9 protein-coding genes are annotated in these 12,072 nt (G+C 73.6%); 1 reads left to right on the forward strand and 8 read right to left on the reverse strand.

What is annotated here, in order from left to right:
- Positions 1-113 precede the first annotated feature (113 nt).
- From AB0K17_RS10020 to proB, 4 genes are all read right to left on the reverse strand, one after another.
- Positions 114-722, reverse strand: a complete 609-nt coding sequence (locus tag AB0K17_RS10020; protein WP_365982715.1) for a hypothetical protein — start codon at positions 720-722, stop codon at positions 114-116.
- 60 nt (positions 723-782) lie between these two features.
- Positions 783-2,087, reverse strand: coding sequence for a glutamate-5-semialdehyde dehydrogenase (locus tag AB0K17_RS10025; protein ID WP_365969622.1), 1,305 nt, complete (start codon positions 2,085-2,087; stop codon positions 783-785).
- A gap of 119 nt (positions 2,088-2,206) precedes the next feature.
- On the reverse strand, positions 2,207-2,671 hold the full coding sequence (locus tag AB0K17_RS10030) for a hypothetical protein (RefSeq protein ID WP_365982716.1): 465 nt from the start codon (positions 2,669-2,671) through the stop codon (positions 2,207-2,209).
- A gap of 162 nt (positions 2,672-2,833) precedes the next feature.
- A complete protein-coding gene (gene proB, locus AB0K17_RS10035) occupies positions 2,834-3,985 on the reverse strand; it encodes a glutamate 5-kinase (RefSeq protein WP_365969625.1) in 1,152 nt (383 codons plus the stop codon).
- Between the two features lie 228 nt (positions 3,986-4,213).
- Between proB and AB0K17_RS10040 the strand changes: the two genes are divergently transcribed.
- Positions 4,214-6,268, forward strand: a complete 2,055-nt coding sequence (locus AB0K17_RS10040; protein WP_365982717.1) for a hypothetical protein — start codon at positions 4,214-4,216, stop codon at positions 6,266-6,268.
- A gap of 76 nt (positions 6,269-6,344) precedes the next feature.
- On the opposite strand, the gene obgE is transcribed toward AB0K17_RS10040, so the two are convergent.
- The 4 genes from obgE to AB0K17_RS10060 all read right to left on the reverse strand — a co-directional run.
- Positions 6,345-7,784, reverse strand: coding sequence for a GTPase ObgE (gene obgE / locus AB0K17_RS10045; RefSeq protein ID WP_365969627.1), 1,440 nt, complete (start codon positions 7,782-7,784; stop codon positions 6,345-6,347).
- Positions 7,785-7,921: 137 nt separating this feature from the next.
- Complete coding sequence (rpmA, locus tag AB0K17_RS10050) at positions 7,922-8,176, reverse strand: 50S ribosomal protein L27 (protein ID WP_344434308.1); 255 nt, start codon at positions 8,174-8,176, stop codon at positions 7,922-7,924.
- Positions 8,177-8,190: 14 nt separating this feature from the next.
- The gene (gene rplU, locus AB0K17_RS10055; protein ID WP_018538042.1) at positions 8,191-8,511 is read right to left on the reverse strand and encodes a 50S ribosomal protein L21; all 321 of its coding nucleotides are present in this window, start codon (positions 8,509-8,511) and stop codon (positions 8,191-8,193) included.
- A 251-nt stretch (positions 8,512-8,762) separates the two neighbouring features.
- A partial coding sequence (locus tag AB0K17_RS10060) for an Rne/Rng family ribonuclease (protein WP_365982718.1) occupies positions 8,763-12,072 on the reverse strand: 3,310 nt, incomplete at its 5' end.

The following is a 12,072-nucleotide window of genomic DNA, read 5'->3' on the forward strand; positions in this document are numbered from 1 at the left end:
AATTTCAAGCGGCCGGGCGAGGGACACCAGCCCTGGCCACGGCTCCTGCGGTCGGTCACCGGCGAGCAGAAGGTCACCATGGGGCGACCATAAGTGATCATCTGTGGGCGGGCTCAACGGTACGGGGGCACCGCCGAGGCGACCGGCGGCTCGGAGTCGGCGGAGACCGAGGGCAGCGGCCCCTGCCGCTCCCCCACCGGGGCGTCCGCGCCCACGCCGGTGGTGGCGGGCGGCGGGGCCGGGCTCTGCCGGCCGCCGGAGGAGGAGGCGCCGCGGTAGACGGCGGCGAAGGCGAGGGCCACCACGCCTATGCCCATGATCACCGCCAGCACCCAGGCCACCGGCCGGTGCCAGCGGGCGTGCCCGCGGTAGGGCCCGCGGGTCAGGCCGTAGCGCCCGTAGGGGCCGTAGGCGTCGTCCGGGTCGAGGTCGTGGGCCAGGGGCAGCTCCCCGGGCCGCACGGCGCGCAGCCCGCCCGGCAGGGCGCCGTCCAGGCCGGGCGGTGCCTCGTCGTACGGATCGTCGTCGGCGGGGCCGCCGCCGGCCCGCGCCCGGTCGGCCGCGAGCATCCGCTCGGCCGCCGAGGGTTCGTGGATCGCGGCGGCCCGCACGAAGTCCTCGTCGAAGACCACGGAGGCGAACGGATCGTCCGCGCCTCCGTGGCGGTGGCTCTCGGGCTCCTCGCCGTCCGGGAACGGCTTGCCCCCCACGTCGTCCGGCACCCGTCCAGCGTAGACCCGCACCGGCCAAAGCGCGCGCCCGGTACGGGAATTCGGCTGCCGCTACCGCACGTGACCGTCGCCGGTGACGATGTACTTGGTGGAGGTCAGCTCCGGCAGGCCCATCGGGCCGCGCGCGTGCAGCTTCTGCGTGGAGATGCCGATCTCCGCCCCGAAGCCGAACTGACCACCGTCGGTGAACCGCGTCGAGGCGTTGACCGCGACCGTCGTGGAGTCCACCAGCTGGGTGAAGCGGCGGGCGGCGGCCTGCGAGGTGGTGACGATGGCCTCGGTGTGCCCGGAGGTCCACAGCCGGATGTGGCGCACGGCGGCGTCCAGGTCGTCCACCACGGCGGCGGCGATGTCGTAGGAGAGGTACTCCGCCTCCCAGTCGTCGGTCGTCGCGGGCACCACGGTGGCCCCGGTGCCGGCCGCGGCGGCCAGCTCCAGCACCCGCTCGTCGCCGTGGACGGTCACGCCCGCCTCGGCGAGCGCGGCCAGCGCGAGCGGCAGGAAGCGCTCGGCGATGTCCCGGTGGACCAGCAGCGTCTCGGCGGCGTTGCACACGCTCACCCGGCTCGCCTTGGAGTTGACCAGGATCTTCACGGCCATGTCGAGGTCGGCCTCGGCGTCGACGTAGACGTGGCAGTTGCCCGTGCCGGTCTCGATCACGGGGACGGTGGACTCCTGCACGACGGTGCGGATCAGGGAGGCGCCGCCGCGCGGGATGAGTACGTCGACCATGCCGCGGGCGCGCATCAACTCGCGTACGGAATCCCGGCTTTCGCCCGGCACCAGCTGGACGGCGTCGGCCGGCAGGCCGGCCCCGCCCACCGCGTCGCGGATGACGCGCACGAGCGCGGTGTTGGAGGCGTACGCGGAGGAGGAGCCCCGCAGCAGGACGGCGTTGCCCGACTTCAGGCAGAGCGCCGCGGCGTCCACGGTGACGTTGGGCCGGGCCTCGTAGATGATGCCGACCACGCCCAGCGGAACCCGCACCTGGCGCAGGTCGAGCCCGTTGGGGAGGGTGGAGCCGCGCACGACCTCGCCCACCGGGTCGGGCAGGGCGGCCACGTCACGCACGTCCCGGGCGATGGCCCGCACCCGCTCGGGGGTCAGGGTCAGCCGGTCCACGACGGACTCGGCGGTGCCGGCCTCGCGGGCCTTGGCCACGTCCTCGGCGTTGGCCTCGAGGATCTCGCGGGTGCGCACCTCCAGGGCGTCCGCGACGGCCAGCAGCGCCTCGTCCTTCGCCGCGCGCGGCAGTGGCGCCAGGTCGGCGGCCGCGGCGCGGGCGCGGTAGGCGGCACGCAGCACCGGGGACTGCGGCATGGGGTCGGCGAGGGGGGAGGGGAAAACGCTGCTCATGGCCGCAGCCTAACCCCGGGCCCGCCCCGGCCGGCCGTCGTTCCACACTGCGGGACGGCCCCCGGCCCCCGACCGGGACCGCGATCCCCGCCCCGACCTGCAGCTTTCCCAGAGGGGTGTCAGAAGGGGTGCACTCCGACCGGGGTCGCGGGCGGCGGGCCGTAGCCCTCGGCGACCCGCTGGTGGTACGTCTCCCGGTCGACGACCTCCAGCCCGACGATCTCCCACGGCGGCAGCTGGGCGGTCGAGCGGTGCTCCCCCCACAGCCGCAGCGCGACGGCGGCGGCGTCGTGCAGGTCGCGTGCCTCCTCCCAGTAGCGGATCTCCGCGTGGTCGTTGGCGTAGCGGCTGGTCAGCAGGAAGGGGTGGTCGTGGGCGAGCTGCTCCAGCGCCCGGCGCACCTCCCCCAGGGGGGCCTCGGCGCCCGCGACGCTGAGGGTGACGTGCCACAGCCGTGCCGCCTCGCGGGCCTGCGGCACCTCGCCCCCGGCCCGCGCGGCCGTGCCGCCGGCGGTCGTGCCGACGCTGGTCAGTGCCCGCCCAGCCGTCCCTCGGGGCAGCGCTCCCGGGCGCCCTCGTCTCACCGGCGGCCTCCTGTTGCTCGCTGCTCCGCAACGGCGGCGGAGCCCTGGTGCACGGGGGCACGCGTCCACGGCGGCCCCGTACATCAAAGTGGACCAGCCGACGGGCGACCGCGGGGCGGTTTTACGGAAAGGCTCCGCGTGAAGCGGGCGCGGCCCCCCGCCCTACGGCAGCACGACCAGGTCGTCGCGGTGGACGACCTCGCGCTCGTAGCCCGGGCCCAGCTCGCGGGCCAGGTCGCGGGTGGAGCGGCCCAGCAGCCGGGGGATCTCCCCTGCGTCGTACGTGACCAGGCCGCGGGCCACCGCCCGGCCCTCGGTGTCGCGCAGCTCCACCGGGTCGCCCGCGCTGAACTCGCCCTCGACCGAGGCGATTCCGGCGGGCAGCAGCGACCCGGTGCCCTCCACCACCGCGCGTACCGCCCCCTCGTCCAGGGTCAGCGCGCCGCGCGGCGTCGAGGCGTGGGCGAGCCAGAGCAGGCGGTCGGCGGAGCGGCGCCCGGTGCGGTGGAAGTACGTACCCGTGGCGTGGCCGCGCAGCGCGTCGGCCGCCTGGCTGGCGGAGGTGAGCACCACCGGGATGCCGGCCGCGGCGGCGATCCGGGCCGCCTCCACCTTGGTGACCATGCCGCCGGTGCCCACGCCGGCCTTGCCGGCGCTGCCCAGCGAGACGCCCTTGAGGTCCTGCTCGCCGCGCACCTCGGCGATGCGGGAGCTGCCGGGGAGGCTGGGGTCGCCGTCGTAGAGGCCGTCGACGTCGGAGAGCAGCACGAGCAGGTCGGCGCGCACGAGGTGGGCGACGAGGGCCGCGAGACGGTCGTTGTCGCCGAAGCGGATCTCGTCGGTGGCGACGGTGTCGTTCTCGTTGACGACGGGGACGGCGCCCATGGCCAGCAGCTGGTCCAGGGTCCGGCGGGCGTTGCGGTAGTGCACGCGGCGGCTGGTGTCGTCGCTCGTCAGCAGCACCTGGCCCACGCGCCGGCCGTAGCGGGCGAAGGAGGCGGTGTAGCGGGCGACGAGCAGGCCCTGGCCCACGCTCGCCGCCGCCTGCTGGCGGGCCAGGTCGCGCGGGCGGCGCTCCAGGCCCAGCGGGGCCAGTCCGGCGGCGATGGCACCGGAGGAGACCAGCACGATCTCCTTGTCCCGCACCCCCGCGCCGCCGAGGGTCTTGGCCAGCACGTCGACGAGGGCGTCAACCCGGTCGGCGTCCAGTCCCCCGCCCGAGGTGGTGAGAGAGGAGGACCCCACCTTGACCACGATCCGGCGGGCCTCGACGACCTCGCGCCGGGCCTCCTGCGTCGTCCCTTCCCCAGTCAACGTACGTACACCTCTGTCATCGCTGCCGTGGCCGCCGCCGGCCCTGTCGGAACGGCAAATCTACCCCGTACCCATTTGCCGCCGTTCGCCTGCGAAATCGGGCCGGTGCTGGTGTGGAAGATTGAGCGCCGACCGCCGGCGTCGTACGGTCGGTAGTCGAGTCGTCACAGGTCGCTGTCGGGCCGGCGGCTCCCCTTCACTTTCGAAGTTCCTGCCAGGAGTTCCCCCGTGCCTTCCGCCGGAACAGCCACCCGCCGGGCCGTGCAGCTCGCGGCGCTGCTCACGATGCTGGCCCTCTCCGCCGCGCAGCTCGCCGCCGCCCTCGCACCGCACAGCGCGCTCCTGATCTGCGCCACGGCCGCGAGCCTGGCGCTCGACGTGTACCTGCAGCACTGCGACCCGGGCCTGATCGCCGTGCTCGGCAAGATCCGCTTCGATGTCATGGTGCGCCAGCTGCTGCGCGACATACTGCTCCTGATCGGACTGCTGCGCCTGCACGGCAACGGCTCCCTGCGCGACTACGCGCCGGTCTTCCTCGCCCTCGCCCTGTGCTACGCCACCCACCTGGCCTGCCAGACCCTGGCGATCCTGGTGCGCCGCAGCCGCACCCTGCCGTTCCTCACCCGCAACGTCGACGCCTCCGGGCTGGGCCTGTCGCCGGCCCCGCCGCGCCTGCTGGCCCGTCAGCACGGCCGCCGGCTGCTGCGGTTCGCCGTGCCGGCCACCGCGGGCCTGCTGGCGACGGCCGGCACGGGCGAGGGGCGGTGGGCCCTGGCGGGCGTCGGCCTCGCGCTCGCGCTCGGCGCGGCCGGCACCGCGTACCTGGCCACCTGGCTGCTGCCCGGCAAGCGCGTCGCCGGCGAACGGCAGGCGCTGGAGTGGCTGGACGGGTGGCTGGCGGAGTACCGGCCCACCGTCGGCATGTACTTCTCCGGCGGCACCACCTCCGCCTACCAGGCCAACATGTGGCTCTCCACGCTCGGCGCGCTCGGCGGCAACCCGATCGTCGTGCTGCGCGAGCGCTTCATGATGCAGAAGATCGAGGCCACCGACCTGCCCGTCGTGTGCATCCCCAAGGTCGTGCACCTGATGGCCCTGGAGAAGTCCTCGCTGAAGGCGATGCTGCACCCGGCCAACTCCGGCAAGACCTCGCAGGTGCTGCGCATGCCCTCCATCAAGCACGCATTCATCAACCACGGCGAGAGCGACAAGCTCTCCAGCTGCAACCCCTACGCCAAGGCGTACGACGAGGTCTGGGTCGCCGGCCCCGCCGCCCGCGAGCGCTACCGGCTCGCGGACATCGGCGTCGAGGACAAGGACGTCGTCGAGGTGGGCCGCCCCCAGCTCGCGCCCATCCGCACCGCCGCACCGGGCGCGGCGGCCCGCAAGCCGTACGTCACCGTGCTCTACGCGCCCACGTGGGAGGGCTGGGACGGCAACCCGGGCAACACCTCGGTCGTCCTCGCCGGCGAGAACATCGTCCGGGAGCTGCTCGCCGACCCCGGCGTACGGCTGCTGTACAAGCCGCACCCGATGACCGGGTCGGTGGACGGGCGGGCCGCGCGGGCCGACGCGCGCATCCAGGCGATGATCCGCGCGGCGAACGCGGAGCGCTGCGGGCCCCGGCCCGGGCCCGCGGCCGCCGCCGAGCTGGCCCACCGGACGGCCGAGCTCGACCGGCTGACCACCGCCGCCTTCCGCGAGAGTGCGGACGAGGTGGAGCGCATGCTGCTGCAGAGCACCCCGCCGCCGGGCCGGGCGGAGGCGGTCGAGGCCGCCACGGCCGCCTGGGAGGAGGCGTTCTGGGCCTCGCTGCCGGAGTGGGAGCACCAGGTCGTCACCGATGTGCGGCCGGCGCTGTTCAGCTGCTTCAACCGGTCCGACCTGCTGATCAGCGACGTGTCGAGCGTCGTGTCGGACTTCCTCGTCAGCGAGAAGCCGTACGCGGTGGCGAACACCAGCGGCATGGGCGAGGAGGAGTTCCGGGCGAACTACCCGACCGTGAGCGCGGCGACGATCCTCACCCCGGACGCGCGCGGCGTGGCGCGGCTGCTCGCCTCCGTCCGCGACCCCGCGCTGGACGCGCTGGCCGGGGCGCGACAGGAGCTGAAGGTCCAGCTGCTGGGGCCGGCGGACCCGCCGTCCCTGGTCCGCTTCGACGCGGCGGTGAGGGCACTGGCGGCGAAGGCGGACGAGCGGCGGGTACGGATGGAGGCCCGGGCCTCCGAGATCCCCGCACCCCGCCTCGCCTCGGCCGCGGGCGCCTCCCAACCGGGCGGCTGAGAACACACGGAGAATGCCGTTGGCCGGGCTGCGCACGCGCAGCCCGGCCAACGGCATGTCACACAGGAGCCGTCCCTCACCCGAACGGGTTGAAGCCCTCGTACTCGCTCTGGGCCTCGTCGCGCTCCGCCTCGCGCTCGCGGCGGCGCTGGGCGGCGGGACGGGGCGCCTCGAAGCGGTGGTCCTCACCGCGGCGGCCCAGCATCTCCGCACCGGCGGACATCGACGGCTCCCAGTCGAAGACGACCGCGTCGTCCTCGGAGCCGATCGCCACGCCGTCGCCCGCCCGGGCACCGGCCTTCATCAACTCCTCCTCGACACCGAGGCGGTTGAGGCGGTCGGCGAGGTAGCCCACGGCCTCGTCGTTGTTGAAGTCGGTCTGGCGCACCCAGCGCTCCGGCTTCTCGCCGCGCACGCGGTAGATGCCGTCGTCCTCCAGGGTGACGGTGAAGCCGGCGTCGTCGACGGCCTTCGGCCGGATGACGATGCGCGTCGCCTCCTCCTTGGGCTTGGCGGCGCGGGCCTCGGCCACGATCTCGGCCAGGGCGAAGGACAGCTCCTTCAGGCCGATGCGGGAGACGGCGGAGACCTCGAAGATGCGGTAGCCGCGAGCCTGCAGCTCGGGGCGGATGATGTCGGCGAGGTCCTTGCCGTCGGGGATGTCGACCTTGTTCAGGACGACGATGCGGGGCCGGTCCTCCAGGCCGCCGTACTCCTTGAGCTCGGCCTCGATGACGTCGAGGTCGGTCAGCGGGTCGCGCTCCGACTCCAGCGTCGCGGTGTCGAGGACGTGCACCAGCACCGAGCAGCGCTCGACGTGCCGCAGGAACTCCAGGCCCAGGCCCTTGCCCTGGCTGGCGCCGGGGATCAGGCCGGGGACGTCGGCGATGGTGTAGACGGTCGAGCCGGCCGTGACCACGCCGAGGTTCGGCACGAGGGTGGTGAAGGGGTAGTCCGCGATCTTCGGCTTGGCGGCGGAGAGCACCGAGATCAGCGAGGACTTGCCGGCGCTCGGGTAGCCGACCAGCGCCACGTCGGCGACGGTCTTGAGCTCCAGGACGATGTCCTGGGCGTCGCCCGGCTCGCCGAGCAGCGCGAAGCCGGGGGCCTTGCGGCGGGCAGAGGCCAGCGCCGCGTTGCCGAGGCCGCCGCGGCCGCCCTGGGCGGCGATGTAGGTGGTGCCCTGGCCGACGAGGTCGGCGAGGACGTTGCCGCGCTTGTCGAGGACGACGGTGCCGTCCGGGACGGGCAGCACCAGGTCGGTGCCGTCCTTGCCGGAGCGGTTGCCGCCCTCGCCGGGCTTTCCGTTGGTGGCCTTGCGGTGCGGGCTGTGGTGGTAGTCCAGAAGGGTGGTGACGGACTGGTCGACGACCAGGGTCACGTCACCGCCACGACCGCCGTTGCCCCCGTCGGGGCCGCCGAGCGGCTTGAACTTCTCGCGATGCACGGAGGCACAGCCGTGGCCCCCGTTACCCGCGGCGACATGCAGCTCGACGCGGTCCACGAAGGTGGTCATAGCGGTGTGCCTCCAGATACATACGGGATTGTCTTTGGTGTAACGCAGCGAGGGCGGACCCGCTTCCCGAGCCGGGAAGGGAGGTCCGCCCTCGAACTGTCGTTCTACTGTCGCTCTACGGAGCCTTGATCAGATGATCAGGCGACCGGAACGACGTTGACGACCTTGCGGCCACGGTGGGTGCCGAACTGCACCGCACCGGCCTGCAGCGCGAACAGCGTGTCGTCGCCACCGCGACCGACGCCGGCGCCCGGGTGGAAGTGGGTGCCGCGCTGGCGGACCAGGATCTCACCGGCGAGGACGACCTGACCGCCGAAGCGCTTCACGCCGAGCCGCTGAGCGTTGGAGTCGCGACCGTTCCGAGTGGACGATGCGCCCTTCTTGTGTGCCATGTGTTCTCAGTCCCTTACTTCGCCGGGGCGTCGATGCCGGTGATCTTCAGCGCGGTGTGCAGCTGGCGGTGGCCGATGCGCTTCTTGTAACCGGTCTTGTTCTTGTACTTCTGGATCCGGATCTTGTCGCCCTTGTGGTGGTCGACAACCTCGGCCTGGACCTTCACGCCGGCCAGGACCCACGGGTCGCTGGTGACAGCGTCACCGTCGACGACCAGCAGCGTGGAGAGCTCGACGGTGTCGCCGACCTTGCTGGTGGAAATACGGTCAACCTCGATGACGTCGCCGACAGCAACCTTCTGCTGACGGCCGCCGGTGCGCACGATCGCGTACACGCGGAACTCTCTCTCGCTAGGAACGGACCTCTGACGCCAGCCGCTCGCACGGGCCGAAGCACCGTGACGGTCCGAAAGGACGAGCGGCCTCCCCCGGCGAGCGCCGGGAGGTGTTTGCTCAGGGGTTTCGGTGCCGCGCGGGACGCACGGACACCGACGGTCAAGGTTACGGGGCCTTGACCAGGGGGTCAAACCGGGCCCCGTACCGCAGGTCCTTCGTTTCCGGACCGGCGGCACGGGGCCCGCGGCCGTCAGCCCTCCGTGGAGGACTCGGCCACGGCTTCGGCGGCGGCCTTCTTGGTCGCCGTCTTCTTGGCAGGGGCCTTCTTGGCGGTCTTGGTGGCCGCCTTCTTGGCCGTCGCCTTCTTGGCGGTGGTCGTCTTCTTGGCCGCCGCCTTCTTGGCCGTGGTGGTCTTCTTCGCCGCGGCCTTCTTGGTCGTCGCCTTCTTGGCGGCCGTCTTACGAGCCGTCTTCTTGGCAGGGGCCTCCTCCGCGGCGACCTCGGGCTCCTCGGCAGCCTCGGGGGCCTCCACGGCCTCCGCAGCGGCCTCGGGGGCCTCAGCGGCGTCCGGAGCCTCGGCGGCCTCGGTCATCACCTCGACGTCCGCCTCGGCCATCACCACGGGCTCCGCGGCGGCCTCGGCAGCCGGTGCGGCCACCACGACCACGACCTCCTCGGCCGCCTTCGGCGCGCCCGCCGGAGCGGACGCCCGACGGGTCGCCCGGCGCCGCGGCCGCGCGGGAGCGGCGGCCTCGGCGGCCGGCGCCTCCACGGGCTCGACGGGCGAGACGGCCTCGGCCGGCTCGGCCACCGGCTCGGGAGCCGCCTGCGGCTCCGCCACCGGAACGACGACCTCCGCCGGCTCGGCGGCCTTCGGCGCACCGGCCGGGGCCGACACCTTGCGGGTCGCCCGGCGACGCGTACGGCCACCGCGGCGCGCTGCCGCCTCCGCCTCGGCGGGGCTGCCGAACCACTCCTCGTCCGCCCCGACCTCCGGCTGCAGGTCGGCCTCGGTCACCGCGACCGGCTCCAGCTCCACGGCCTCGGGGGCCTCGGCGACCGGCGTCTCGGCAGGAGCCTCGACGGCCGGCACGACAGCGGCCTCGACGGCCGCAGCCTTGCCCTTCTTGCGGCCGCGCTTGCCGCCGCCACCACCGCCACCGGCGCCGACGGTCATGGCGTGGTCCATGTGGACGATCACACCGCGGCCGTTGCAGTGCACGCACTGCTCGGAGAAGGACTCCAGCAGGCCCTGGCCCACCCGCTTACGGGTCATCTGGACCAGCCCCAGCGAGGTGACCTCGGCCACCTGGTGCTTCGTACGGTCCCGGCCCAGGCACTCCAGCAGGCGCCGCAGCACCAGGTCCCGGTTGGACTCCAGCACCATGTCGATGAAGTCGATCACGATGATGCCGCCGAGGTCACGCAGCCGCAGCTGGCGCACGATCTCCTCGGCCGCCTCCAGGTTGTTCCTGGTGACCGTCTCCTCCAGGTTGCCGCCCTGGCCCGTGAACTTGCCGGTGTTGACGTCGATGACGACCATCGCCTCGGTCCGGTCGATCACCAGCGAGCCGCCACTGGGCAGCCAGACCTTGCGGTCCAGCGCCTTGGCCAGCTGCTCGTCGATCCGGTACGTGGCGAAGACGTCGACCTCCGACGTCCACTTCTGCAGCCGGTCGGCCAGGTCGGGCGCGACGTGCGAGACGTAGCCGTGGATCGTCTGCCACGCCTCGTCACCGCTGACGATGACCTTGGAGAAGTCCTCGTTGAAGATGTCGCGCACGACGCGGACCGTCATGTCCGGCTCGCCGTACAGCAGGCTCGGCACGCTGGTCGAGATCTGCTTGGCCTTCTTCTGGATGTCCTCCCACTGCGCCTGCAGCCGCTCGACGTCACGGCGCAGCTCGTCCTCGCTCGCACCCTCGGCGGCGGTGCGCACGATGACGCCCGCGTCCTCGGGGACGATCTTCTTGAGGATCTGCTTCAGCCGCGCCCGCTCGGTGTCGGGCAGCTTGCGGCTGATGCCGGTCATCGAGCCCTCGGGCACATAGACCAGGTAGCGGCCGGGCAGCGAGACCTGGCTGGTCAGGCGGGCGCCCTTGTGGCCGATCGGGTCCTTGGTGACCTGGACGAGCACGGACTGGCCGGACTTCAGCGCGGTCTCGATGCGGCGCGGGCCGTTGGCCATGCCGAGCGCCTCGAAGTTGACCTCGCCCGCGTACAGGACGGCGTTGCGGCCCTTGCCGATGTCGACGAAGGCGGCCTCCATCGACGGCAGCACGTTCTGGACCTTGCCCAGGTAGACGTTGCCGACGTAGCTGGTGGCCTGCTCCTTGTTGACGAAGTGCTCGACGAGGACGTTGTCCTCCAGCACGCCGATCTGGGTGCGGTCGCCCTGCTGACGCACGACCATCACGCGCTCGACGGCCTCGCGGCGCGCCAGGAACTCCGCCTCGGTGATGATCGGCACCCGGCGGCGGCCCTGCTCACGGCCCTCACGGCGGCGCTGCTTCTTCGCCTCCATGCGGGTCGAGCCCTTGATGGACTGCACCTCGTCGAAACCGGTACCGCCCTCCAGGCGCGAGGCACGCGGCTCACGGACCTTGACGACCGTGCGCTCCGGCTCGTCCGCGCCCGGCTCGGCCTCGATCGACTCACCGCTGCGACGGCGACGGCGACGGCGACGACGGCTGCCGGCGGACGACGAGAAGCCCTCCTCGGCCTCCTCGCCCTCTTCCTCGCCGGCCTCGGGCTCCTCCTCCGCGGCGGCCTCCTCGGCCGTCACGTCCTCCTCGGCACCCTCGGCGTCGGCGGCCTCGCCACGGCGCCGGCGACGACCGCCCCGGCGACGACGGCGCGACGGGCGCTCGCCCTCCTCCTCGCGCTCCTCTTCCTCGGCCTCGGCCTCGGCAGCCTCCTCCTCGGCGGCCTCCTCGACCTCGGTCACGACCGGCTCGGCGACCTCGGCGGGCTCGCCACGGCGCCGGCGACGGCGGCGCGACGGACGCTCGGCCGGCTCCTCCTCGGCCTCCTCCTCGACCTGCCGCTCCTCGGCGGCGGCCGCGGCAGCGGCGGCAGCAGCGGTCTCCGGCGTCTGGAACATCGGCTCGGTGAACACCGGGGCCCGGAAGACCGCCGTCGGCGGCTTCGCGGCACGGCGGCGTCCGGGCGCCTCCTGGGCACCGCGCTCGACGACCTCGGCGGCCTCGGCGATCGCCTCGCTCTCCTCGGCCAGCACCGGCGCGGCCAGCGGCTCGCCGACCGGCGCCGCGGCGCGGCGGGCGGCCCGGCGGCGGGTACGGCCGGCGGGCGCGGCGGCCTCCTCGCGCTCCTCGGCGACGGCCTCGGGGGCGGCGACCTCACGGGTCGCACGACGACGACGGCGAGCGGGAGCAGCGGCAGGGGCCTCGACGGCCTCCTCAGCGGCCTCCTCGACCGTCTCGGCAACAGCCTCCGGAGCCGCAACCTCACGGGTCGCACGACGACGACGGCGAGCGGGAGCAGCGGCAGGGGCCTCGACGGCCTCCTCAGCGGCCTCCTCGACCGTCTCGGCAACAGCC

The organism is Streptomyces sp. NPDC049585, assembly GCF_040675615.1.
GTDB lineage: Bacteria > Actinomycetota > Actinomycetes > Streptomycetales > Streptomycetaceae > Streptomyces > Streptomyces luteosporeus.